This is a genomic window from Rubrobacter sp. M3-4, from assembly GCF_059772285.1.
Genome location: NZ_JCBAJP010000007.1, coordinates 71,390 through 95,496, shown reverse-complemented (window position 1 = coordinate 95,496; position 24,107 = coordinate 71,390). Strand labels below are relative to the sequence as shown.

The 24,107-nt window shown below is 66.8% G+C and carries 25 protein-coding genes; 16 read left to right on the top strand and 9 right to left on the bottom strand.

Going from position 1 to position 24,107, the window contains the following annotated elements; translation table 11 throughout:
• Nucleotides 1-108: 108 nt before the first annotated feature.
• The 9 genes from AC6EKW_RS09695 (at nt 109) to trpE (ending at nt 10,105) form a co-directional block, all read left to right on the top strand.
• Nucleotides 109-2,904 (top strand): ribonucleoside-diphosphate reductase subunit alpha, encoded by a 2,796-nt coding sequence (locus tag AC6EKW_RS09695; RefSeq protein WP_273887708.1) that lies wholly within the window; start codon nt 109-111, stop codon nt 2,902-2,904.
• A 22-nt stretch (nt 2,905-2,926) separates the two neighbouring features.
• The gene (locus AC6EKW_RS09690) at nt 2,927-3,991 is read left to right on the top strand and encodes a ribonucleotide-diphosphate reductase subunit beta (RefSeq protein ID WP_498514285.1); all 1,065 of its coding nucleotides are present in this window, start codon (nt 2,927-2,929) and stop codon (nt 3,989-3,991) included.
• Between the two features lie 135 nt (nt 3,992-4,126).
• On the top strand, nt 4,127-4,558 hold the full coding sequence (rplM, locus tag AC6EKW_RS09685) for a 50S ribosomal protein L13 (RefSeq protein ID WP_273842403.1): 432 nt from the start codon (nt 4,127-4,129) through the stop codon (nt 4,556-4,558).
• 5 nt (nt 4,559-4,563) lie between these two features.
• Complete coding sequence (gene rpsI / locus AC6EKW_RS09680; protein WP_273887791.1) at nt 4,564-4,956, top strand: 30S ribosomal protein S9; 393 nt, start codon at nt 4,564-4,566, stop codon at nt 4,954-4,956.
• Nucleotides 4,957-5,023: 67 nt separating this feature from the next.
• Nucleotides 5,024-6,343, top strand: a complete 1,320-nt coding sequence (glmM, locus tag AC6EKW_RS09675) for a phosphoglucosamine mutase (RefSeq protein ID WP_498514284.1) — start codon at nt 5,024-5,026, stop codon at nt 6,341-6,343.
• On the top strand, nt 6,340-7,197 hold the full coding sequence (locus tag AC6EKW_RS09670) for a hypothetical protein (protein WP_420542038.1): 858 nt from the start codon (nt 6,340-6,342) through the stop codon (nt 7,195-7,197). The genes glmM and AC6EKW_RS09670 overlap by 4 nt, the downstream gene beginning before the upstream one ends.
• 5 nt (nt 7,198-7,202) lie before the next feature.
• A complete protein-coding gene (hisF, locus tag AC6EKW_RS09665) occupies nt 7,203-7,991 on the top strand; it encodes an imidazole glycerol phosphate synthase subunit HisF (RefSeq protein ID WP_498514308.1) in 789 nt (262 codons plus the stop codon).
• Complete coding sequence (gene hisIE, locus AC6EKW_RS09660) at nt 7,960-8,601, top strand: bifunctional phosphoribosyl-AMP cyclohydrolase/phosphoribosyl-ATP diphosphatase HisIE (protein WP_498514283.1); 642 nt, start codon at nt 7,960-7,962, stop codon at nt 8,599-8,601. Before hisF ends, hisIE begins: the two co-directional genes overlap by 32 nt.
• Nucleotides 8,594-10,105 carry an anthranilate synthase component I gene (gene trpE / locus AC6EKW_RS09655; protein ID WP_498514282.1) on the top strand — a complete coding sequence of 504 codons (1,512 nt, stop codon included), beginning with the start codon at nt 8,594-8,596 and terminating at the stop codon, nt 10,103-10,105. The genes hisIE and trpE overlap by 8 nt, the downstream gene beginning before the upstream one ends.
• On the opposite strand, the gene AC6EKW_RS09650 is transcribed toward trpE, so the two are convergent.
• Entirely contained in the window at nt 10,102-10,680 is a 579-nt protein-coding gene (locus tag AC6EKW_RS09650) for a TetR/AcrR family transcriptional regulator (protein WP_498514281.1), read from the bottom strand. The two genes, trpE and AC6EKW_RS09650, sit on opposite strands and share 4 nt — an antisense overlap.
• A gap of 130 nt (nt 10,681-10,810) precedes the next feature.
• Between AC6EKW_RS09650 and wrbA the strand changes: the two genes are divergently transcribed.
• On the top strand, nt 10,811-11,416 hold the full coding sequence (gene wrbA, locus AC6EKW_RS09645) for an NAD(P)H:quinone oxidoreductase (RefSeq protein WP_498514280.1): 606 nt from the start codon (nt 10,811-10,813) through the stop codon (nt 11,414-11,416).
• Between the two features lie 11 nt (nt 11,417-11,427).
• The gene (locus AC6EKW_RS09640; RefSeq protein ID WP_498514279.1) at nt 11,428-12,450 is read left to right on the top strand and encodes an iron-containing alcohol dehydrogenase; all 1,023 of its coding nucleotides are present in this window, start codon (nt 11,428-11,430) and stop codon (nt 12,448-12,450) included.
• Here AC6EKW_RS09640 and AC6EKW_RS09635 read toward each other — a convergent pair.
• The 7 genes from AC6EKW_RS09635 to AC6EKW_RS09605 all read right to left on the bottom strand — a co-directional run bounded on the left by AC6EKW_RS09635 (nt 12,444) and on the right by AC6EKW_RS09605 (nt 17,094).
• Entirely contained in the window at nt 12,444-13,370 is a 927-nt protein-coding gene (locus AC6EKW_RS09635; protein ID WP_498514278.1) for an NADP-dependent oxidoreductase, read from the bottom strand. The two genes, AC6EKW_RS09640 and AC6EKW_RS09635, sit on opposite strands and share 7 nt — an antisense overlap.
• 2 nt (nt 13,371-13,372) lie before the next feature.
• Nucleotides 13,373-13,969 carry a DNA integrity scanning protein DisA nucleotide-binding domain protein gene (locus AC6EKW_RS09630; RefSeq protein WP_498514277.1) on the bottom strand — a complete coding sequence of 199 codons (597 nt, stop codon included), beginning with the start codon at nt 13,967-13,969 and terminating at the stop codon, nt 13,373-13,375.
• Nucleotides 13,970-14,137: 168 nt separating this feature from the next.
• The gene (locus AC6EKW_RS09625; RefSeq protein WP_498514276.1) at nt 14,138-15,085 is read right to left on the bottom strand and encodes a ring-cleaving dioxygenase; all 948 of its coding nucleotides are present in this window, start codon (nt 15,083-15,085) and stop codon (nt 14,138-14,140) included.
• A gap of 10 nt (nt 15,086-15,095) precedes the next feature.
• Nucleotides 15,096-15,506 (bottom strand): PPOX class F420-dependent oxidoreductase, encoded by a 411-nt coding sequence (locus AC6EKW_RS09620; RefSeq protein ID WP_498514275.1) that lies wholly within the window; start codon nt 15,504-15,506, stop codon nt 15,096-15,098.
• Nucleotides 15,507-16,010 (bottom strand): DoxX family protein, encoded by a 504-nt coding sequence (locus AC6EKW_RS09615; RefSeq protein WP_498514274.1) that lies wholly within the window; start codon nt 16,008-16,010, stop codon nt 15,507-15,509.
• A 53-nt stretch (nt 16,011-16,063) separates the two neighbouring features.
• Nucleotides 16,064-16,522, bottom strand: coding sequence for a MarR family winged helix-turn-helix transcriptional regulator (locus tag AC6EKW_RS09610; RefSeq protein WP_273887691.1), 459 nt, complete (start codon nt 16,520-16,522; stop codon nt 16,064-16,066).
• A 98-nt stretch (nt 16,523-16,620) separates the two neighbouring features.
• Entirely contained in the window at nt 16,621-17,094 is a 474-nt protein-coding gene (locus AC6EKW_RS09605; protein ID WP_498514273.1) for an SgcJ/EcaC family oxidoreductase, read from the bottom strand.
• A gap of 235 nt (nt 17,095-17,329) precedes the next feature.
• On the opposite strand from AC6EKW_RS09605, the gene AC6EKW_RS09600 reads away from it, so the two are divergent.
• Nucleotides 17,330-18,427, top strand: a complete 1,098-nt coding sequence (locus AC6EKW_RS09600; protein ID WP_498514272.1) for a MarR family winged helix-turn-helix transcriptional regulator — start codon at nt 17,330-17,332, stop codon at nt 18,425-18,427.
• Here the strand turns inward: AC6EKW_RS09600 and selD are convergent.
• Nucleotides 18,424-19,458: a selenide, water dikinase SelD gene (gene selD / locus AC6EKW_RS09595; RefSeq protein WP_273887688.1), complete on the bottom strand. Its 1,035-nt coding sequence runs from the start codon at nt 19,456-19,458 to the stop codon at nt 18,424-18,426. The two genes, AC6EKW_RS09600 and selD, sit on opposite strands and share 4 nt — an antisense overlap.
• 161 nt (nt 19,459-19,619) lie before the next feature.
• Here selD and AC6EKW_RS09590 point away from each other — a divergent pair, with 161 nt between their 5' ends.
• The 4 genes from AC6EKW_RS09590 to AC6EKW_RS09575 all read left to right on the top strand — a co-directional run bounded on the left by AC6EKW_RS09590 (nt 19,620) and on the right by AC6EKW_RS09575 (nt 24,052).
• Complete coding sequence (locus AC6EKW_RS09590; protein WP_498514271.1) at nt 19,620-20,240, top strand: glycerol-3-phosphate responsive antiterminator; 621 nt, start codon at nt 19,620-19,622, stop codon at nt 20,238-20,240.
• A gap of 279 nt (nt 20,241-20,519) precedes the next feature.
• Nucleotides 20,520-22,043, top strand: a complete 1,524-nt coding sequence (gene glpK / locus AC6EKW_RS09585) for a glycerol kinase GlpK (protein ID WP_498514270.1) — start codon at nt 20,520-20,522, stop codon at nt 22,041-22,043.
• A gap of 11 nt (nt 22,044-22,054) precedes the next feature.
• Entirely contained in the window at nt 22,055-23,056 is a 1,002-nt protein-coding gene (dhaK, locus tag AC6EKW_RS09580) for a dihydroxyacetone kinase subunit DhaK (RefSeq protein WP_273887684.1), read from the top strand.
• Between the two features lie 15 nt (nt 23,057-23,071).
• Nucleotides 23,072-24,052, top strand: a complete 981-nt coding sequence (locus AC6EKW_RS09575; RefSeq protein ID WP_273887683.1) for an MIP/aquaporin family protein — start codon at nt 23,072-23,074, stop codon at nt 24,050-24,052.
• Nucleotides 24,053-24,107: the final 55 nt, after the last annotated feature.

Here is a 24,107-nt window from a genome sequence, read left to right as displayed (position 1 = left end):
GATGTCGTGCCGGGGTGGCAGGCCGTCCCGGTTTCTCACATCTTCCTTGCGGCCGCCTATTTTCCCGAAGGCCGCGTGAGGAAGGACGGACGAAGGGGGAGCGTTTTGATGACGGGGGAGATGCAGGTCAGGAAGCGGGATGGCCGGATCGTTGCTTTCGACGCGGGCAGGATAGCACGTGCCGTCGAAGGAGCGTTCCGCGCGGAGCGGGGGCTTGGCAGGGACGACGCACTCGACGAGGACCTGCGCGAGGAGATCGAGCGCACGACGACGGCGGTGGTCTCGCGCCTGCCGCGGGACGGCGGGCCGGTCGAGGTCGAGGCTATACAGGATCTCGTCGAGGAGCAGCTCATGCGCGACGGGAACTACCGGGTGGCCCGCCGCTACATCGTCTACCGCGAGGAGCGTAAGAAGGCGCGGATGCTGCGCGGCGAGGAGGGTGAGGCCCGGGGCGGTCCCTCCATCAGGGTACGCTACGCGGACGGCAGGGAGAGCGCGGTGGAGACCTGGCGCATCCGGCGCAGGATCGAGGAGGCCTGCCGGGATCTTCCGGACGTGGATCCGCAGCGGGTTTTGGACGAGACGCTCGCTTCGCTCTACGACGGGATAACGCCGGGGCAGCTGCAGCAGGCGATGGTGCTCGCCGCGCGCTCGTTCATAGAGGTCGAGCCCGCATACAGCACGGTCGCCGCTCGTCTTTTGCTCGGGATCATCTACCGGGAGGCGTGGGGCGGGATGCCGCGACCGGAGGAATTCGAGGAGGTCTATCGTGCCCGCTTCGCGGAGTATCTGCGGCGGGGTGTCGAGGCCGAGAGGCTTGATCCAAAGCTGCTCGACTTCGACCTGGAGAAGGTCTCCGCCGCGCTCGAGCCCGCCCGTGACGACAGCTTCACCTACCTGGGGCTTCAGACCATCTACGACCGGTACCTCATCCAGGCCGACGAGCAGCGCATAGAGTGCCCGCAGTACTTCTGGATGCGGGTCGCGATGGGGCTTGCGCTGCGCGAGGAGGAGCGCGAAGAGCGGGCCATAGAGTTCTACCAGATGCTCTCCACCTTCCGGGTCGTCTCCGCCACGCCCACCCTCTTCAACTCCGGGACTACGCACCCGCAGCTCTCCAGCTGCTACCTCACCACCGTCTCCGACGATCTCGAGGGCATCTTCAAGGCCATCTCCGACAACGCCAAGCTCAGCAAGTGGGCCGGCGGGCTCGGCAACGACTGGAGCCGCATCCGGGCTACGGGTTCTCTCATCAAGGGGACGGGCGGCAAGAGCCAGGGGGTCATCCCGTTCCTCAAGATCGTCAACGACACCGCCGTGGCGGTGAACCAGGGCGGCAAGCGCAAGGGTGCGGCCTGCGCCTACCTGGAGACCTGGCACCTCGACATAGAGGACTTCCTCGAGCTCAGGAAGAACACCGGGGACGAGCGGCGCCGCACTCACGATATGAACACCGCCAACTGGGTGCCGGACCTCTTCATCAAGCGGGTCATCGAGGGTGGGGAGTGGACCCTCTTCTCCCCGAACGAGGTTCCGGATCTGCACGAGCTCTACGGCCGGGCGTTCGAGGAGCGCTACCTGGAGTACGAGCGGATGGCGGAGGAGGGGAAGCTCCGGCAGTACAAGAAGGTCGAGGCCGCATCCCTGTGGAAGAAGATGCTCTCGATGCTCTTCGAGACCGGGCACCCCTGGATCACGTTCAAGGATCCCTCCAACATCCGCTCGCCGCAGGATCACGCCGGCGTGGTGCACAGCTCCAACCTCTGCACCGAGATACTGCTGAACACCTCCGACGAGGAGACCGCCGTCTGCAACCTGGCCTCGGTCAACCTGGCGGCCCACACCGACGCCTACGGCCTCGACGAGGAGCGGCTCGCCGAGACCGTGAGGGTCGCCGTGAGGATGCTGGACAACGTCATCGACATAAACTTCTACCCCACGCCCGAGGCGCGGCGGGCCAACCTCAGGCACCGTCCGGTGGGGCTGGGGATCATGGGCTTTCAGGACGCGCTCTTCGAGCAGCGCATCAGCTACGCGAGCGAAGAGGCCATCCGCTTCGCCGACTACTCGATGGAGTTCATCTCCTACCACGCCATCCTCGCCTCCACCGAGCTCGCCGCCGAGCGGGGCACCTACGAGAGCTACGAGGGCTCTAAGTGGAGCCGGGGGCTGCTGCCCATAGACACGATAGACCTGCTCGAGGAGGAGCGCGGGATGCCGGTCCTGATGGATCGGCAGAAGACGCTCGACTGGGAGCCGGTGAGAAGGGCCGTCGCCGAGCACGGGATGAGGAACAGCAACGTGATGGCCATAGCCCCGACCGCGACCATCTCGAACATCTCCGGCGTCTCGCAGTCCATCGAGCCCACCTACTCGAACCTCTACGTCAAGAGCAACCTCTCGGGGGACTTCACCATCGTCAACGAGCACCTGGTGCGTGATCTCAAGAAGCGCGGGCTCTGGGACGAGGAGATGCTCGAGGACCTCAAGTACTTCGACGGCTCGGTGCAGGAGATAGAGCGCATCCCCGAAGACCTCAAGAAACTCTACCTCACCGCCTTCGAGATAGACTCCGGCTGGCTCATAGACTGCGCGAGCCGCCGCCAGAAGTGGCTGGACATGGGGCAGTCGCTGAACCTCTACCTCGCCCGCCCGAGCGGCCGGGAGCTCTCCGAGATGTACCTCAACGCCTGGCGCAAGGGGCTCAAGACCACCTACTACCTGCGCAGCCGCGGGGCCACGGGCGTCGAGAAGGCGAGCATGGACATCAACAAGCGGGGCATCCAGCCGCGCTGGATGAAGAGCGTCTCGGCCTCCAGCCGGGTGAAGGTCGAGGAGGACGAGCCCGTCGTGAGGGGGGCGACCTGCTCCCCGGACGACGTCGAGTGCGAGGCCTGCCAGTAGGTAGAAGAGAGGAGGGAGATTCATGTCCCAGTGCTGTGGTGGAGGGGGCGAGAAGCCCTATGACCTCAGCAAGAGGATAAACGTCGAGGACAAGCGGCTTTTGAACTGCAAGGCCGTGGACGTCAACCAGCTGTGGCCGCTCAAGTACGAGTGGGCCTGGGAGCATTACCTCAACGGGTGTGCGAACAACTGGATGCCTTCCGAGGTGCCGATGCAGAAGGACATCTCGCTCTGGCACTCCCCTGACGGGCTCACCGACGCCGAGCGGCTCGTGATCATGCGCAACCTCGGGTTCTTCTCGACCGGAGAGTCGCTCGTCGGCAACAACATCGTGCTCGCCATCTTCGAGCACATCACCAACCCCGAGGCGCGTCAGTACCTCCTGCGGCAGGCCTACGAGGAGGCCGTCCACACCCACGCCTTCCACTACATCGTCGAGTCTCTGGGCCTCGACGGGCGCGAGGTCTTCAACATGTACCACGAGGTCGACTCGATCCGGGGCAAGGACGAGTTCGTCATGTCGCTCACCGAGGCGATCATGCGTCCGGGCTTCACCACCGAGACGGTCGAGGGGATCCAGGAGTTCATCAAGAACCTGGTCGGCTTCTACGTGATCATGGAGGGGATCTTCTTCTACTCCGGGTTCGTGATGATCCTCTCGTTCCACCGCCAGAACCGGATGACAGGCATCGGCGAGCAGTTCCAGTACATCCTGCGCGACGAGACGGTCCATCTCAACTTCGGGATAGACCTCATCAACACCATAAAGGAAGAGAACCCGGAGGCCTGGACCCCGGAGCTGTGGCGCGAGATCGTGGAGATGATCCGCAAGGCCGTCGAGTTCGAGATAGCCTACGCGAAGGCGTGCCTGCCGGAGGGCGTGCTAGGTCTCAACGCGAACCTGTTCCGCGAGTACGTCGGCTACATCGCCGATAGGCGTCTCAGGAGGATCGGGCTGCCCGCGCAGTACCGCTCGCGCAACCCCTTCCCCTGGATGAGCGAGACGATGGACCTCACCAAGGAGAAGAACTTCTTCGAGACGCGGGTCACCGAGTACCAGAGCGCGGGCTCGCTCATCTGGGACTGAGGCAACATGGGGGAGTCCCCGGGGGCCTTTGGCGGCTTCCCGGGGCCTTTCTCGTGCCTGACCTTATTGTAGGTGTATGCTACTATTTGACGCGTCGTCAGGGTCAGTTGTAACCGTCGGAGATTCCGGAGGAACATGAAGAGTTACATGGCGCGACCCGGAACGGTCGAGCGGAAGTGGTACGTCATAGACGCCGAGGGCAAGCACCTCGGGCGTCTGGCCGCCGAGATAGCGATGCTCCTGCGGGGCAAGAGGAAACCACAGTACACCCCACACGTGGACGTGGGGGATTTCGTGGTCGTCGTGAACGCCGAGAAGGTCGTGGTCAGCGGGCGCAAGGCCGAGCAGAAGCTCTACCGCTGGCACACGGGATACCCGGGCGGGCTCAAGAGCCGCACTTACGAGGAGATGCTGCAGAAGCGGCCGACCGAGATCATCCGCAAGGCGGTCTACGGGATGATGCCCAAGACCAGGCTCGCCCGCAGGCAGCTCGGGAAGTTGAAGATCTACGCCGGGCCTGAGCACCCGCACGCAGCTCAGAGCCCCGAGCCCTACGAGGTGAGGTGAGAGGTTTGGCAGAGGCACTCTACAGAGCCACGGGCAGGCGCAAGACCTCCGTCGCGCAGGTCAGGCTGTACGCCGGGGACGGCAAGATCACGGTCAACGGCAGGGACTACACGGAGTACTTCCCGCGCCTGACCTACCAGCGGACGGTGCGCTCCCCGCTGGAGATACTCGACGCCGCCGGGCGCTACGACGTGGTGGCGAAGGTCACGGGCGGTGGGCTCACCGGGCAGGCCGAAGCGCTGCGCCACGGCATAGCGCGGGCGCTGGCGGAGGAGTCTCAGCAGGCGCGCGGAGACCTCAAGGAGGCGGGTTTCCTCACCCGCGACGCGCGGGCCGTCGAGCGCAAGAAGTACGGCCTCAAGAAGGCCCGCAAGCGCCCACAGTTCTCCAAGCGCTAGCCGCGCACGGAGGATTCCCTGCTGTCACCGTTGCCGGGCGCGGAGGAGAGGACCGGGCAGGTCGTGGTTGGCTGAGGCACGGATCAGGTTCGGAACGGACGGGGTGCGGGGGGAGGCCAACTCCTCCCTGATCCCGGAGCACGCGCTACGCCTCGGCCTCGCCGCCGCCCGGACGCTCGGCAGGCGGGTGTGCATCGGGCGCGACACCCGGCTCTCGGGCGGGATGCTCTCGTGTGCGCTGGCGGCCGGGCTGGCGAGCGGCGGGACGGAGGTACTCGACCTCGGTGTCTTGCCGACGCCGGCGATCGCGGCGCTCGCTCCCGAGCTCGGGATGGATGCGGCCGGGGTGGTGAGCGCCTCGCACAATCCCTACCCGGACAACGGCATAAAGTTCTTCTCCGGCGAGGGGGTCAAGCTCTCCGAGGAGCAGGAGCGTGAGCTCGAACGCCTTACGGCCGGGGAGTTCCCGGAGCGGCCCGTCGGCAGCGGGGTCGGCGGCGTGAGGGCGGTGGAGGATGCCGCCGGCATGTACGTCGAGGGGGTTCTCTCACGGCTGTATCCGGATGCCGGAGGCCGTAGGATACTGCTCGACTGCGCCAACGGGGCGGCGTGCGAGACCGCTCCGCTGGCCTTCGAGAGGCTCGGAGCGGATTTCGGGCTGGTCGCCGCCGAACCCGACGGTACGAACATAAACGACGGCTGCGGTTCGACCCACATAGGAGATCTCGACCCCTCCGGGTACGACGTGGCCTTCGCCTTCGACGGGGACGCCGACCGGGTACTCGCGCTGGACGAGCGCGGAGGGGTGGTGGACGGGGACAGGATAATCGCCATCCTGGCCCGGGACCTCGCCGAGCGGGGCCAGATAGGTGGGGGGGTCGTGGTGACCGTCATGAGCAACCTGGGGTTTTTCAAGGCGATGGAGCGGCTGGGGATACCTTGCGAGGTCGTACCGGTCGGGGACAGGTACGTGGCCGAGGCGATGCGGCGAACGGGTGCTGCGGTGGGCGGGGAGCAGTCCGGGCACGTGATCGTTTCGCGTTACTCGAAGACCGGGGACGGGCTCGTGACCGCGCTGGCGCTGCTCGAGGTCATGGAGCGTTCCGGGATGCCGCTGTACGAGCTGGCGGGGGTGATGGAGGTCTACCCGCAAACCCTGATCAACGTGCCCGTCGGTGGGGCTGATGCGGGGGAGGTCTGCGACTCGGAGGAGGTGAGGCGGGCGGTGGAGGAGGCCCGGCGCCGGCTCGGGGACGAGGGGCGTATTTTGCTCAGGCCGAGCGGGACGGAACCGGTGGTGCGGGTCATGGTCGAGCACTTGGACGAGAGGGTGTGCACGGAGGTGTGTGAAGAAGTTGCAGAGGTGGTCGCGGGGGTGAGGTGTTGAGGTTCGTGGGATGCGCCCTGGCCTGGCGGCCGGGAGAGGCGGACAAGAAGGTCTCGGCGCTCTCGGTCCTCGACGAGCGGGGCAACATCATAGCCAACACCTTCTGCGGAACCGTCGAGGAGATCGCGGATGCCGTCGAGGGCTACGATGCAGGACACGGTGAGATCATCGTCGGCGTCGACGCTCCGCTCGCGGTGCCGAACGAGCGGGGAACCCGGCGGGTGGAGCGGCTGCTCTCGCGGCTCTCGCTCCCGGCCTACTCTGCGAGCCGCAAGATCTTCGACGGCCGACCCCGCTCGGAGGAGCTGCTCGCGGCGCTGGAGAAGGTCGGTATCGAGTACACCGACTACCCGTTCAGGCGCGAGCGTGACCAGAGCGTCGTCGTAGAGGTCGACTCGGCGGCGACCCTCAAGGTGCTCTCGCTCGAGCGCAAGGGGATTTCTCAGAACGGCGACCTCTCCCGTCGGCTGGAGGAGATGAGGGAGCCGAGGTTGCGCAAGGGCAACAAGAAGGCCCGGGCGGAGGCGATAAAGGACGCGATAGACGTCCTGTGGAACACCCCGGGGCTGAGGTTGCGCACCGGCAACCTCTCGGCGGACCTGCACTCGCCCGAGAACGTGGACCTCTCGAAGCTTGAGGTGAACGAGGAGCTCTCCCACGCCGAGCTGGACCGGATCGTCGCCCTGATCGAGGCCACGCTCGCCGCCTACACGGTATACCGCCACTGGAAGGGGCGCGACGGTTCGCTCGTGCTCGGCAGCGGGGATGCGGGGGCGGTCCTCATCCCGGCGAGCGGGGCGCTGCGCGAGTGGATCTTCCGGGAGTGCAGGGCCGCCGGGATGCCCTGCGCCTGAGAGAGATGACCCTCTGCGTGCGCATAATCCCCTGTCTGGACGTGGACGCCGGACGCGTCGTGAAGGGCACCCGCTTCGAGAACCTGCGCGACGCGGGGGATCCGGTCGAGCTCGCCGCCCTCTACGACCGCGAGGGGGCCGACGAGATCGTCTTCTACGACATCACCGCCTCCCACGAGCGCCGCGGGACCGCGGCGGAGCTGGCCCGTCGCGCCGCCGAGGAGGTCTTCGTCCCCTACACGATAGGCGGCGGGGTGAGGACCGTGGAGGACATGCGGGCGATGCTGCGGGCCGGGGCGGACAAGGTCTCCATAAACTCCGCCGCCGTCAGGGACCCCGCCCTCATAAGCCGCGGCGCGGAGCGTTTCGGTAGCCAGTGTATCGTGCTGAGCGTGGACGTGAAACGCGGGGAGGGTGGCGCGGGTTGGGAAGTCTACCTGAACGGGGGCCGGGTGAACACCGGCAGGGACGCGTTGGAGTGGCTTGCCGAGGGCGAGCGGCGGGGCGCCGGGGAGTTCGTTTTGAACAGCATGGACTCCGACGGCACCGAGACCGGATACGACCTGGATCTCATCTCCGCGGTCGCCGGGAGGACGACCCTCCCGATCGTGGCCTCCGGGGGGGCGGGGCATCCGGATCACATGGTGGCGGCCGTCGAGGCGGGGGCGAGCGCGGTGCTGGCGGCGAGCATCTTCCACTTCGGGTCGTGGAGCATACGGGATGTCAAGGAGTACCTGGCGAGAAAGGGGGTCCCGGTCCGTTTTGAGCGCAGCGGAGAACGTGAACTTCGGTGAGAGCGGGCTGGTCCCGGTCGTGGCGCAGGACGCGAATACGGGCGAGGTCCTCACGCTCGCCTACGCCAACAGGGAGGCTCTGGAGCGCACGCTCGAGAGCGGCGAGGCGCATTACTACTCCCGATCGCGGCGAGAACTCTGGCGCAAGGGGGCGACGAGCGGCAACACCCAGAGGGTGGTCGAGGTGCGGGTGGACTGCGACGGAGACGCGCTCCTCTACAAGGTGGAGCCGCGTGGGCCGGCGTGCCACACGGGGCAGAAGAGCTGCTTCTTCAAGGCGCTCGCCGGGGAGGGCGTGGGGCTCGCGCTCGGCGGCACGAAGGAGGAGGACGACTTCGGGGCGATGGTGCGCGAGCTCGCCGGGACGATAGCCCAGCGCCACCGCGAGATGCCCGAGGGGTCCTACACGGCGGAGCTCCTCCGGCAGGGCAGGGCCCGGGTCGCACAGAAGGTGGGCGAGGAGGCGGTCGAGGTCGTGGTGGCCGCGCTTGCGGGTGAGAGGGTGGCCGAGGAGACGGCGGATCTCCTCTACCACCTGCTGGTCTTGCTCGAGGAGCAGCAGGTGGGTGTGGAGGACGTGACGCGCGTCCTGCGCGAGCGACATGGCTAGCGGGTCTCTCACCCCCACGCTGAACGAGGCGCGCTCTCTCGCCGCGAGCTACGACGTGGTTCCTGTCTACGCCGAGTTCATCGGGGATCTTGAGACACCCATCTCGGCGGTGATGAAGTTCGGCGGGGAGGAGAACTTGTTTCTGCTCGAGAGCGCGGAGGCCGCCGAGCGCTTCGGGCGCTACTCCTTCGTCGGCTTCGACCCCAAACGCACGCTCTCCTACCGCGGTGGTGTCTACACCGTGGTGGACGCCGACGGGGCGCGCGAGGTGGCCGCCGGGGACCCGTTCCGGGGGCTCGCCGGCATAGTGGGCAGAAAGAGCGTCGCCCCGCTGCCGAACCTGCCGGCTTTCGTCGGGGGTGCGGTGGGCTACTTCTCCTACGACGCGGTACGCTACCTGGAACGGCTGCCGGACGCCCCGCCGGACGACCTCGGTGTACCGGAGGCTTACTTCCTGCTCACGGACACCCTCGTCGTCTTCGACCACCTCAGACACAAGGTGCTCGTGGTCTCGCTGCTGGACGCCTCCGGGCTCTCGGACGTGGGTGGGGAGGGTTTCGGCGCGGCCTACCGCCGGGCGGCGGACGACATCCGGAGGGTCTCGGAGCGTCTGGCGGCCCCGCTCCGGTCGCGAAACCTGCCGTCCGGAGAGGGCAGCCTCGAGATCACCTCGAACATGGACCGGAAAGAGTACGAGGAGGCGGTGGCACGGGCGATAGAGTACATCCGGGCGGGTGACGCCTTCCAGGTGGTGCCCTCCCAGCGCTTCGAGGCCGGTGTGGGGGAGCTGGACCCGCTGCTCCTGTACCGTGGTCTGCGTACGGTCAACCCTTCCCCGTACATGACCTACCTGAAGATGGGAGACTTCGCGCTCGTCGGTGCTTCCCCCGAACCGCTGGTGCGGGTGGAGGGGAGGAGGGCGATGACCCGGCCCGTGGCGGGGACCAGGAGGCGCGGGGCTTCGCCGGAGGAGGACGTGGCCCTCGAGAAGGAGCTCCTCGCCGACGAGAAAGAGCGGGCGGAGCACGTGATGCTGGTCGATTTGGGGCGCAACGACCTGGGGCGGGTGTGCGAGGTCGGATCGGTCGAGGTCTCGGCCTTCATGCAGATAGAGCGCTACTCGCACGTGATGCACATAGTCTCCACGGTGGAGGGCGACCTGCGGGAAGACCTCACGGCGCTGGATGCCCTGGCGTCGGCCTTCCCGGCTGGAACGGTCTCCGGGGCGCCGAAGATCAGGGCGATGGAGATCATCGACGAACTGGAGCCCACCCGCCGCGGACCCTACGCCGGTGCGACGGGCTACTACGGGGTGGACGGGAGGCTCGACACCTGCATAACCCTGCGCACGGCGCTGGTGAAGGGGGACAGGGTCTACTTCCAGGCCGGCGGCGGGGTGGTGGCGGATTCGGTGCCGAAGCTGGAGTACGAGGAGAGCCGCAACAAGGCCCGCGCGATCGTCCGGGCGTTGGAGGTGGCCCGGAGCCGCGCGATGTGGCTCTAGAGCCTCTCCGAGGCGAGGTCGCGCAGCCCGCGGGCTATCCGCTCCGGACTGAACCCGAGCACGTGCCGCTGGTAGTAGTAGAGATCCACCGCGAGCGGGGCGAGCAGGGCGTGCGCGAGATACTCGATGTCGAGCCCCCGTCTGATCGAACCCTCCCGCTCGGCTTCTCTCAACAGCACCAGCACGGTCCACCGATGCCAGTCGTAGGCCGGGTGTGAGAACCGCTCGACCCTGTCCGAGCCGCAGAGCGGCTCCTGCCCACCGTAGAGCAGCTCCAGGTTCTCCTCGATGAAGAAGACCATCTCCTCCAGAAACCGATCCAGCTTCTCCAGCGCACCGATCCCGCTCTCCGAGACGAGCTTCATCGTCCGTCGCTGGAAGACGCGGGTGGGCTCGTCGAGGAGGGCCTCGCACAGGAGCCCCTTGTTCGGAAAACGCCGGTAGAGCGTCCCCTTCCCGACCCCGGCGGCCCGGGCGATCTCGGACATCGTCACCCCCGTCACCCCGCGCTCGGAGAACAGAGCGCGCGCCGCATCGAGGATCCTCTCCCGATTGCGCGCCGCGTCTTTCCTCATCTCCTCTCCGCTCCTCTGTCCCGAGCTTTGAACGTGACCCCGCATACCTCCAGTCCTTGACGACATGAGTCTACCGCGTTACCCTTCATGCATAAGCGGACTGTAGTCCACATACTGAAAAGGAGTCTGGATGGCGGTCAAGGTAGCGGTGATCTACTACAGTGCGACGGGCAACGTCTACCGGCTGGCGCGGGCTGTCGAGGAGGGTGCGCGGGAGGCCGGGGCCGAGGTGCGTCTGCGCAAGGTAAGGGAGCTGGCGCCGCAGGAGGCGATAAAGAGCAACCAGGGCTGGTACGAGCATTCGCTCGAGACGCAGGACGTACCGGAGGCGAGCCTGGAGGATCTGGAGTGGGCGGACGCGTTCGTCTTCGGGACGCCGACGCGGTTCGGGAACGTCTCGGCGCAGCTCAAGCAGTTCCTCGACACGACGGGTCCGCTGTGGGCGGAGGGGAAGCTCGCGGACAAGGTGGCGAGCGCGTTCACGAGCGCGCAGAACGCCCACGGCGGGCAGGAGACGACCATCGCGACGCTCTACAACGTGTTCGCGCACTGGGGTGCGGTGATCGTGCCGCCCGGGTACACCGCTCAGGAGGTCTTCGAGGCGGGGGGCAACCCCTACGGGGCGAGCAGCACCGGGCGCGAGGAGGGGCCGACCGGGGAGGAGCTCGCCGCGGCCCGCTACCAGGGACGCCGGGTGGTCGAGAAGGCTGCGGCCCTGGTAAGGAGCCGGGTGTAGAATCCCGTGGTGTGAGAGCGGGGACACACACCTTCCTTCCCACGCGCCGGGTGCATTTCGGCGCGGGCAGCATCGCGAGGCTCGAGGAGGAGGCGCGGCCGTACGGCCGCGCCTTCGTCGTCACCGGCCGGACGCTCGACGAAAAGACGAACCTGGTGAGGAGGGTGGAGGGGTTTTTGGGGGAGCGTCACGCCGGGACCTTCGCCGGGATGGGCGAGCACACGCCGGGGAGCGCCGTGGAGCGGGCGGTGGAGCGGGTGCGGGGGGCCGATCTCCTCGTCGCCTTCGGTGGGGGGAGCGTCGTAGACGGGGTGAAGGCGGTGGCCGCGAGGGTCGGTTACCCGCGGCAGATCGCCGTCCCGACGACCCTCTCGGGGGCCGAGTGGGCGCACCTCGTCGGGGTGACCGACGAGGCCGCCGGGCGCAAGGCGGGGTTTGCGGACGAGCGGGCGGTGCCGCCGGTGGTCATACTCGACCCCGAGCTCACGCTCGCCACGCCCGAGAGGCTCTGGCTCTCGACCGGGATACGGGCGCTCGACCACGCGGTGGAGGGGATCCTCTACGGGGGGGAGCACCCGGTGACCGACGTGACCGGGGCGGAGGGGGTGCGGCGTCTGGTGCGGCTTCTTCCGCGCTCGAAGCGCGAGCCCGAGGACGTGGAGGTGCGGGGTGAGCTTCAGATCGCGGCCTGGCTCGCGTACTTCGCCCCGCTGAACACCCCGATGGGGATCTCACACGTGCTCGGGCGCAGGTTGGGGGCGAGCTACGGCATACCGCACGGCATCACCTCGTGCATCACGCTCGCCCCGAGCCTGGAGGTCATGCGGGAGAGCTTCGCCCCACAAAGGTGGGAGCTTCTCTCCGGGGCGCTCGACGGTGACCCGCCGGAGAGGGTGGCGGCGCTGGTCCGGGAGCTCGGGCTTCCGCACAGGCTGCGGGACTTCGGCGTGCCCGAAGAAGACCTGGAGAAGGTGGCCTCCGAGTTCGGGGAGCGCGCCGCCCGGGCGCTCGAGATACTGCGCCGGGCCTACTGATCCGCCACCCTGAGTACGATCTTGCCGCGGGTGTGGCCGGACTCCACCCGCTCGTGGGCCTCGGCCGCTCTCGCGAGCGGCAGGACGTCCGCGACCTCGACGTGCAGCCTGCCGGCGTCGATCATCTCCGCTAACCTCTCCAGCCTGGGGCGGTCGGAGGTCGCGCTGAAGGCGTGGTAGGAGATGCCTCTCGCCTCCTCCACCTCCTCGCCGAAGGCGACTATCGAGACGACGCGCCCGCCGTCGCGCACCGCGCCGAAGCTCCTTCTGAAGGTCTCGCCGCCGACGCAGTCGAAGACGGCGTCAACACCATCCGGAGCGGCTTCCCTCACCGCTGAGACCCAATCGCCGTGGTAGTCGATGGCCGCCTCTGCGCCGAGATCGCGCAGGTAGTCGTGGTTGTGGGGGCTCGCGGTCCCTATGACCCGTGCCCCGATCACGCCGGAAGCCAGCTGGACGGCGAAGGTACCCACGCCGCCCGTTGCCCCGGTGATGAGGATGGTCTCGTCGCGACGGAGACCTATCTCGTCGAAGAGCGCCTGATGCGCCGTGCAGCCCGCGATCGGGACCGCCGCGGCCTCCTCGAAGGAGAGCGAGGCCGGTTTGCGGGCCACCACCCCGGCCGGGGCGGTGACGTACTCCGCGTAGCAGCCACCCGAAGCGAGGTAGACCTCATCACCCTCGGCGAACCCTCCGGCCTGCAGACCGGCCGCCTCGACCACGCCCGCGCCCTCGAGCCCGAGGACGTGGGGGAAGCTCCTCTCCCCGAAGAAGCCCTCGCGCTCCTTGACGTCCCAGGGGCCGACCCCTGCGGCCCGGACGCGTACGAGGACGCCCTCGGGGGAGACCTCCGGCGTCGGGAGCTCCACGAGCCTCATGCGCTCCCGGCCGCCGAACCCGTCTATCGCCACCGCACGCATCGCTACCGGTCGGACTTCCCGATGACCGTGATGTCCTCCTCGGTGCGGGTGAAGGTCTTTCCTTCGAGGCGGGAGTTGTACCCGTCCCACATCCAGAACTCTGGGACGATCTCCGAGATCAGCTCCCCGTCGTCGAACATCCGGACCATCGAGCTCTCCGAGACGACTATCGCGACCGCCCCGGTCTGCCGGGTCACCGAGGCCGCGGCCATGTGGCGGCTGCCCAGCCCCAGCGGCAGCTCGACCCCCTCGGAGGTCGTGTCGATGTAGCGGGTGGCCGAGACGACGACGCCCTCGTCCGAGACGACGAAGGCCCCATCGAGCTGGGCGAGCTCCTTTATCGTCTCACGCATGTTGGCGTCCTCTATGTGCTTGCACTCCTCCGGATGCCCCTCCAGGGGGTCGAGGATCAGGGTCTTCGAGCGCCTGAGGACTTCCTCGGAGTCCCCGACCACGAAGAGGGTGCCTATCTTGCGTCCCTCGCGCCCCTCGCGCGCTATCTCGACCGCCAGGGATACGGTCTGCTCCAGGACCCGCGTGTTCACCCCCCGCTTTTCGGAGCATATCTCCCTGAAGAGCGTCCTCTTGCCTTTGGCCAAGTGTCAACCTCCGTTTGCACTAGAGAAGAGAACCGCCGGATTTCTCTGAACGCCGTCTGGTTCTGTGGATCTGCCGTTTCGAGCGATGTGATGGACCCACTCCCCCACCGCAGGTTATATGAGTATTGTAACATGGACCGGCGTTTCTTCTCCGGTTTCGGACTTCGCTCAGCCGGTGGGGAGGGCGGGGAGAACCTCTTGTAGTCTGTCGCGTTCGTGCTCGAGCCACGGCGGCAGCTGGAGCCTCTCTCCGAGGTGGTCGGGGTCCTCGTCCACGGTGAAGCCGGGAGGGTCGGTCGCGATCTCGAAGAGGATGCCGCCGGGCTCGCGGAAGTAGACCGAGCGGAAGTACTTGCGGTCCATGACCGGGGTCATGTTGTAACCGAAAGAGAATAGCTCCTCCCTCAGCGCGAGCTGGCTCTCTTCGTCCGGGACCCGGAAGGCCACGTGGTGGACTGTGCCCACCCCCGTGCTGCCGCCCGGGAACCCCGCGGCCTCCGAGACGTCCACGAGCGAGCCCGGCTTCCCGTCCCCGGCGGCGAACCGAACCCGGCCCTCCGCCTCGCCGACCTTCCGGAAACCGAGGTGTTCGGTGAGGAGCTCGGCGGTCTTCTCGGCACCTTCGACGGCGAGCGTGACGTGGTGCAGCCCGCGCACCGCGCTCTCCGGTGGGACGGGACCGCCGAAGTATCCCTGCCGGGTCTCCTTCCTGCCTGCGACGAGCTCCAGACGTAACCCGTCAGGATCCTGGAAGCCGAGAACCGTGTCCCCGAACCGCTCACGCGGCTTTTCGAAGCGGACTCCATTTTCTATGAGCCTCTGTGTCCAGTATCCGAGCGAGTCCGCGGGTACGGAGACGGCGGTCGTGATCACCTGCCCCGCCCCCTTGCGTCCTCTCGGGGCGCCCGGCCAGGGGAAGAAGGTGATGATCGTGCCGGGACGGCCCACCTCGTCGCCGTAGTAGAGGTGGTAGGTCGTGGGGTCGTCGAAGTTCACCGTCTTCTTCACCAGACGCATCCCCAGGACTTCCGAGTAGAACCGCACGTTCTCGCGCGGCGGGCCGGATATCGCGGTGAGGTGGTGTAACCCGTGGGTTACGGCCTTAGTCTCGTTCATCGCGGCGTCTTCAGCCCATGTGGGTGGTGTGCTCGGGACGGACGTAGATTATCACCCGCTCCTCTCCCGGCCGCCGGTCGGGGTATTCGTCCACCCCGAGGTACTTCTTGGCCATCGCGTTTATGAAGTCGAAGTTCGGATCGTCCTCGATGCGCTCCACCACACCGCGTACCTCGAGGTAGCGGTAAGGGTTCTCGGGATCGACGATCGAGAGGGCTACCCTCGGGTCGCGCCTGAGGTTGCGGTACTTCTGGCGCGTCTTGGTCTGGCTGAACTTTATGTACTCTCCGTCCCAGTCGAACCACACCGGGTTGCTCTGCGGCTCGCCTTTGGGACCTATGGTCGCCACGTGGGCCAGGGCCTTGCTCCCGAGCAGATCCTCGAACTTATGCGGGATGACGGAGGAAGTCTTCTCGCTCAACTACTCTCCCTCCTCCTGCGCCTGCTCCTCGCTCTCCTGAACGGCTTTCGCGACGATAGCGAGCGCGACCACGAGGCCGACCGGCCCCACCCAGCCGGGCAGCCGGATGCCGAAGAGCCGATCCAGCGAATACCGGCCGGGCCCGGAGAGCATGAGCGAGAGCGCGATCGCGATGTTGGTCACCGGGAGCTCCGCGCCGCCTTCTGTCACCCAGATCGGCTTGTCCCAGTGCACCTTGCGCGTGGCCATCGCCATCGCCCCGATGATCCCGAGCGGCCCCACCGGGTGGAGGAGCCCAAGCGCGGTGAGCACGCCGCCACCGAACTCCGAGGCACCGCCGACGAGCGCCCAGCGTTCGGCCGGCTTGAGGTTGAGAGCCTCCATCATCCCCCTGGTCCCCTCGGGTCCGGGGCCCCCGAACCACCCGAAGAGCTTCTGCGAACCGTGCCCGGCGAGGAGCGTCCCCGCAGTCCCCCTCAGCACGAGCTGCGAAAGATCCTTCACGACCGACCTCCTTTTCCTCTCTGGATCGCTACACACAGGCTACCCGACAGCCGCTACCCGTTAACGCCCGTCACCCCCTCCAGGTTGCCTCGTACCCTCTCCAGAAGACCTCGCAGAAGAGCCCTCTCTTCACTGCTCAGACCGTCGAGCGCCTCCTGCTCGACCTGCTCCCAGCAGCGGAAGACGCGTTCGACCGCACTCCGTCCTCGCCCGGACAGATACACCCGGAAGCTGCGCGCATCCTCGGGATCCCTCCGCCGCTCGACGAACCCGCAGCGCTCCAGACGCTGGACCATCCGGGTCGCCGTCGGCGGTTCCACCCCGAGCCTCCCGGCCAGCTCGCACACCCGCAGACCGTCCTCCCGCCACAACTCCGCCAGCACCAGCTCCTGCCCCGGGTGCAGCCCGAGCTCCGCCAGCTCACGCCCGACCCTGCCCCGGTGAGCCCTGCTCACCCGAGCCAGCAGATGCCCGGTGGTCTCTCTGATCTCTTCTCCGCTTCCGCGGTTCACTGCCAGACTCCTACCCAATCAATTGGTTAGCCGGCTAAATATCTAGCACAGGGGGGAGGTTTGTCAAGAAGATAAGCGTTTTTGGGAGGCTGTCCGCCTCATCCCGGGCGTGGCGTGAAGCGTGCGAGCGCCAGCAGTCGTCCCAGGAGGGTTCGGGCGAACGGCCGGTAGCGGGTGTTCTGGAACGCGGCGAGGCGCCAGCCTTCCTCTCCTTCTCTGACGGCGACCATCGTCTGGACTGAGAGCCGTCGGCTCGAGGGATGATTCTGGTGTGCCCGGAGGATGGCTCCCATGCTGTGGATGAGAGCCACGTCGGGTGAGAGGAAGCGCAGCGAGGAGGACTCGGTGACGAGGCGGGAGCCTTTCATGAACCGCTCGAAGAGCGGCCGGTGGGCCTCGGCGATCTCCTGGCGTCCTTTGAGATGCGTTCCGTCGAAGACGACGTAGTCGGCGTCTTCGGTGAACAGGGAGGCGTAGGCGTCGGCATCACCCCGGTCCCAGGCCTCACCTAACTCCTGTATGAGACCCTGGATGGCGGCTTCGTCATTCGGGTGTGGTGTTTTCTTCTGCATCTTCGTTTCTCCTGCATCATTGGGCACGCTGTATTTCTTTGGTGTCCGTGATCTGAGCGGGCTGCGCGCCGTCCTGGCGAGCCACCCGGTAGAACTATCCGGTGGTTATGTCTTCGGTCAGGGGCACCTGATGATCAGCCACCTCCAAGAACGTGCTACACTACAATAAGTTTAGTTGCTAACAGGAAATTCAAAAAATATTTTAGCTGATAAACTAATAGCAGAATAAACGGGGGTGAGGAAGTTGTCAAGTGGGTCGCCGAAAAAACGCGAGGAGTTGCTGGCGGAGCTTGAGAGGGAGGTTCGCCAGACGAACGTGCTCGGGGAGTTCTTCTTCCGGGCCATAGCGGACAGGGTCGGGTTGAACGCGATAGACCTGCAGGTCGTGAACATACTGGACATGACTGGACCGGCGACGGCGGGTGAGCTCGCGGAGATGACGGGGGTGACGACCGGGGCGATCACGGGTCTTATCAACCGGCTGGAGAGGGTTGGGCTGGTGCGGCGGGAGCGGGATCCTGAGGACCGCCGGCGGGTGATCGTCCGGCTGGTTCCGAACGAGGAGTTCATGCGTAAGGCCGGTCCGATCTTCGACTCCATCGGGAGGTCCTGGGCCGGGCTGGTCTCCGACTACGACGACGAGCAGCTGGCCTTCCTGGTGGACTTTCTGAGGCGCCGCAACGCCATGACCAGGGCTGAGATCTACAAGCTGCGGGGGGGAGAGGGAGGGGAGTTCGTATCACCGCTCGGTGGGGTGGAGCGCGGGAGGCTGGTGTTCGCGGCCGGGGCGTCGCGGGTGACCATCCACGCCGACCCGGACCTTGAGGAACTCTACAGGGCGCACTTCGAGGGGCCCTCTCCCGAGGTGAGGGAGAAGGGCGGCACCGTCACCATCCGCTATCCGCGGCGCTTCAGGCCGATGGAGTGGCGCAGGAGGTCCGGGAGGGTCACGCTGAACGCCGGAATCCCGTGGGAGATCGAGGTTCGGGGAGGGGCCTCGGAGCTCGTGGCGGACCTCGCGGTTCTCAAGCTCTCCTCGCTCGAGATCAAAGGCGGGGCCAGCAAGGTGGAGGTCTCGCTGCCCGAACCGGAGGGTAAGGTGCCGGTGCGCATCTCCGGCGGGGCGAGCGGCATAACGTTGAGCCGCCCCCGGGAAGCCGCGGCGCGGATGGTGGTGAAGGGCGGGGTCAGCAGGCTGGATTTCGACGGCCAGCGACTCGGCGCGGTGGGGGGGACGCTAAGGCTGCAGAGCACGGGTTACGGGGGCTCGGGAGACCACTACGAGATCGTGCTTTCCGGCGGGGCGAGCAGGCTGGACGTCGTCACCCGCTAGGGGATCACCCTGACCCCGGAGTCCTCAGTGATCTCCCCGATGACGGCCGCGAGTTCCCCGCGGGCCTTGAGTGCCTGCACCAGCGCTCTGGTCTTGTCTGCCGGGACCGAGAGCAGGAGGCCTCCGCTCGTCTGCGGGTCGTAGAGCGGCAGGAGCTCCTCCTCCGATACGCCATCCGGATGCACCTTCTCCTGCAGATAGGTGCGGTTGTTGTTCAGGCCGCCGGGGTAGCAGCCCTCTGCGGCGAGCGAAGAGGCGCGATCGAGCAACGGGACGCTACGCCGGTGCACGATCGCCCCTGTCCCGCTCGCCTCGAGCATCTCTGAGAGGTGGCCGAGCAGCCCGTAGCCGGTGACGTCCGTGGCGGCGGAGACGCCGACCTCGCGGGCCGCGTCGCGGGCGCCGCGGTTGAGGTGGGTGGCCCAGCGTACGGTCTCTTCGAGGTGCTTCTCCGGGAGAAGGTCGCGCTTGAGAGCGGTGGTCAGGATGCCGGTGCCCAGAGGTTTGGTCAGGACGAGTTTATCCCCGGGGCGTGCCCCGGCGTTTCTGGTGACGTGCTCCTTCTCGACGAATCCGGTGACCGAGAGGCCGTACTTCGGTTCGTCGTCCTGGACCGAGTGTCCACCGCACAGCCGCGCTCCGGCCTCCTCTATCTTCGAGAGGCCTCCGGCGAGGATCTCACGCAGTATGCCGAGGTCGAGCGAGCAGGGGAAGGCGACCAGGTTCATCGCGGTAAGGGGCTCGCCGCCCATCGCGTAGACATCCGAGAGGGCGTTGGCCGCGGCGATCTGGCCGAATCGGTACGGGTCGTCCACGATCGGGGTGAAGAAGTCCACCGTCTGCAGCAAGAGGCCACCCCCGAACGGGACGTAGCCCGCATCGTCGCGGCTCTCCATCCCGCTCACGAGTCCGTCGGCGTCGCCGGGAACGAGCTCCGAAAGTGCCTGCTCCAGGTCCCCTGGAGCGAACTTCGACGCTCAACCGGCCTTGGTGGAGTACTTGGTGAGCCTTATCCTCGTTCGCTCGTCCATCTCGCGGAGAGTATAACCCCCTCAGCGGGAGGAGCCGCCGCCAGCGGCGTTGACCAGCACTGATCGGTGGGTTAAGCTCGAGGCGTGGTCGGTCTCATACGCCCGGCCGTCTCTGTCGCCGATGGCTGCCGCGCTGAGCGGGGTAGTAGAGGAGAAACATGGTGAAGCAAGCCGAGAGAAAGGAGCCCAAGCCGCTCGTGCGCCGGCTGCTCCTCGCGCTGGCCGAGAACCCTGTGATACCCGCGGTGCGCGCTCCGGACGAGACGCTGGAGGAACTGCTCGCCGGGGACCACCCGGCCATCTTCGTCCTCGGTGGGGACGTCTTCAAGATCGTCGATCTCTGTCGTCGCGCCCGGCGTCGACCCCCGGTCTGCATAAACGTGGACATGGTAGGCGGGATAGCCTCCGATGCCAGCGGGCTCGGATTCCTCTCCGGCAGGGTGGATGGGATCATCTCCACCCACCGCCACGTCATAGAGATCGCGAAGCAGACCGAGCTGCTCACGATCCAGCGCCTCTTCGCCATAGATTCCAGCGCCGTCAGGCGCGGGATGAAGCTCATCCGCCAGGCCGACCCAGACGGCGTGGAGATACTGCCCGGTATCGTCTACCCGGAGATCGCCGCCGAGTACGCCAGCATCCTCAAGCCGCTCACCCTCGCCGGCGGGCTCGTCAAAGACCCGCAGACGGTGCGTGCGATCGTGGGTGCCGGCGCGGCCGGAGTCTCGACCAGCACCGCGACCCTGTGGCGCTCCCTTGACGCGGAGCCCGCCAGCCTGTAAAGTACACATGTACAACAAAAGAAATCTGCGTTGCGCAGGGCGCAGAGAGAAGAGAGAGCCCCGCGCAAAGCTGCGATAGGTTTGCCGTGCGGCTGCCGCGTCGCGGCTTTGCGCGGGGCTCTCTAACTATAAGCCGGGGGTGTGGAGATCCCTTCCGGTTTGTTGGGGAGTACGCGGTCGATCACTAATGGAGGAGGTGAGAACGGGGACGCGCTGGGAAGAGCGGGTGTCGTGAGGCGTTCTGCAGGTTTGGAGAACGGGGGAGGGAAAGGAGGAAGGATGCCGGGAGAATACGTACTGGCCGTCGATCAGGGGACCACGAGCTCAAGAGCGATAATCTTCAACCACGACAGCGCCACGGTCGGTGAGGCGCAGAAGGAATTCACCCAGCACTACCCGCGTCCCGGATGGGTCGAGCACGACGCGAACGAGATCTGGGAGGTCACGCTCGGGGTCATAAAGGACGCGCTCGAGGACGCCGGGGTCTCGGCCGGCTCGCTCGCGGGGATAGGGATAACCAACCAGCGCGAGACGGTGGTGATGTGGGACCGCAGGACCGGCGAACCGGTGCACCGGGCCATCGTCTGGCAGGATCGGAGGGGCGCGGGGATCTGCGACGATCTCGTCGCGCGCGGCTACGAGAAGCTGGTACGGGACAAAGCCGGGCTTACGGTCGACGCCTACTTCTCTGGTTCGAAGGTCAAGTGGCTTCTGGACAACGTCGAGGGTCTGAGGGAGAGGGCCAGGTCCGGTGAGATCTGCTTCGGCACGATAGACTCCTGGCTGGTCTACAAGCTCACCGGGGGGCGCGAGCACATAACCGACTACTCGAATGCCTCGCGCACGATGCTCTACAACATCTACGACCTCAGGTGGGACGACGAGCTTTTGGAGATGCTCGACGTGCCGCGCGAGATCCTTCCAGAGGTCATGCCGTCCTCTTACGTCTACGGGAAGACCGACCCGGACGTCATGTTCGGGGCCGAGGTCCCGATCGCCGGGATCGCCGGTGACCAGCAGGCGGCGCTCTTCGGTGAGATCGCCTACGAGAGAGGGCTCGCCAAGAACACCTACGGTACGGGCTCGTTCGCGCTGATGAACACCGGCACCGAGGGCATCCGCAGCGGTGGGGATCTGTTGACCACCATAGCCTGGAAGCTCGGGGACGAGCCGGTCGAGTACGCGCTGGAGGGTGCGATCTTCATCACCGGGGCCGCCGTGCAGTGGCTGCGGGACGGGCTCGGGATAATCCAGAACGCGGCTGAGACAGAAGATCTCGCCCGCAGCCTGGATTCCAACGACGACGTGTACTTCGTCCCGGCTCTCGTGGGGCTCGGGGCCCCGCACTGGGACTCTTACGCCCGGGGGACCATCGTCGGGATCACCCGCGGTACCACGAAGGCGCACCTGGCGCGGGCCGCGCTCGAGAGCATGTGCTACCAGACACGCGACGTGGTCGAGGCCATGGAGAAAGATTCCGGGATAAAGCTCCCGAGCTTCAAGGCCGACGGTGGGGCCGCGGCGAACCGCTGGATGATGCAGTTCCAGGCGGACATCCTCGGCGTTCCGGTCGAGGTCCCCGAGACGCTCGAGACCACCGCGCTCGGGGCGGCGTACCTCGCCGGGCTCGCCACCGGCTTCTGGGAGAGCAAAGAAGAGCTGGTGAACCGCTGGCGCCTCCGGCGGCGCTACGAGCCGCAGATGGGCGAGGAGGAGCGTGAGCAGCTCTACGCCCGGTGGAAGGAAGCTCTCGAGCGCTCCCGGCGGTGGGCCAAAGAAGCCGTCGAGTCGCCGCTGGCCTGAGGAGGCAGAAGATGAAGAAGATCATCAACGCCCCCGAGCGCGTCGTAGAGGAGATGCTGCGGGGGATGGAGCTCGCCAACCCGGGGCTGATCCGGCTGATCCCCGAGCACAACGTCGTCGTCCGGGCCGACGCACCCGTCGAGGGCAAGGTCGCGCTCGTCTCCGGCGGTGGTTCGGGGCACGAACCGACCCATGGCGGGTACGTCGGGCCCGGGATGCTCGACGCCGCCTGCGCCGGGGCCGTCTTCACCAGCCCCACCCCCGAGCAGATGCTCGAGGCCACCAAGGCCGTGAACGGCGGGGCCGGGGTGTTCTACGTCGTCAAGAACTACACCGGGGACGTCTTGAACTTCGAGATGGCCGGGGAGCTCGCCGAGGCCGAGGGGATAGAGACCGACTACGTCGTCACCAACGACGACGTGGCCGTCGAGGACTCCACCTACACCAGCGGGCGGCGCGGGATCGCCGGGACGATCTTCGTGCACAAGATCTGCGGCGCCGCGGCCGACGACGGCAAGAAGCTACAGGAGATAAAGGAGCTCGCCGAGAGGGTCAACGCCAACGTCCGCTCGATGGGGATGGCCCTCACCAGCTGCACGCCGCCGGAGGCCGGGGAGCCCATCTTCCAGATCGCGGACGACGAGATGGAGATCGGGATCGGCATCCACGGCGAACCCGGAGCCGAGCGCAAGAAGATAGAGCCCGCCGACAGGATAGTGGACCAGATGCTCGAGAGGATCCTCGGCGACTCGGTGGACTACTCGGGTTCCGAGGTCGCCGTGATCGTCAACGGGCTCGGCGGCACGCCGTTGATGGAACTCTACGTCGCCTACAAGCACGTGCACGAGGTTCTCGAGAGAGAGGGGATCCGAGTCTGGCGTCGGCCTTACATCGGAGACTACATGACTTCTCTCGAGATGGCGGGCTTCTCGATAACGCTCCTGAAGCTGGATGAAGAGATGAAACGCTACCTCGCCGCACCCTGCACGGTCGCGGCGGGCAGGCCGTTCTAGAGGAAAGGAGGAGAGATGGCACAGGCCGCAGCACCAGCCAGGAGGGGCTGGCGCTCCACGTTGTGGGGTGAGCTTTCGGCGGAGTTTCTGGGGACCTTCGTCCTCATCGCCTTCGGAGACGGGGTGGTCGCCATGGCGGTCGCCGCGCTCAACCAGTCGGGCCGGGCGGAGAACGGGCACACCATCTTCCTGGCCTCCGGCGACTGGTTGCTCATAACCTGGGGCTGGGCGATGGCGGTCGTCTTCGGCGTCTACGTCGCCGGGGGGATAAGCGGAGCCCACATAAACCCGGCGGTGACGCTCGCGCTGGCGGCGAAGAGAGACTTCCCGTGGCGCAAGGTCATACCGTACATCGTGGCCCAGGTGGTAGGGGCGTTCGTGGGCGCCGCCCTGGTGTATCTCGTCTACCACAACGCGATAGCGAGCTTCGAGCAGGCGAACAACATAACCAGAGGAACTCCCGCATCCAACACCACCTTCTCGATCTTCGCGACCTTCCCCGCCCCGTACTTCCACGGGAACATGGTGGGGCCGCTCATCGACCAGATCGTGGGCACGATGTTCCTCGTCATGTTCGTCTTCGCGCTCACCGACGACCGCAACCAGCCCCCTCTGTCCAACCTGGCCCCGTTCCTCGTCGGTATGGCGGTCGCGGCGATCGGTATGTCCTACGGCGCGAACGCCGGGTACGCAATCAACCCCGCCCGTGACTTCGGCCCGAGGATCTTCGCCTGGCTCGCCGGCTGGGGGCAGGTCGCCATGCCGGGGACCGTCAAGGGCTCGTTCAGCAACTATTTCTGGGTCCCGATAGTCGGCCCGCTGGTGGGTGGTGTTATCGGCGCCTACGTCTACGACTTCTTCATCCGGGACGTGCTCCTCTCCAGGGGGCAGCCGCCGACCCCGGCGGTGGAGCCCAAGGGCGAGACCGACGTGGATCGGCGTGGAGCTGGGGACGACCGGGAGGCCGAGCCCCGGGGGCGTACCACGCGGGAGTAGGATCCCGTCGTGTGTGTGGTGGGGGGATGGAGGTCCGGCGCAGGAGGCCGGACCT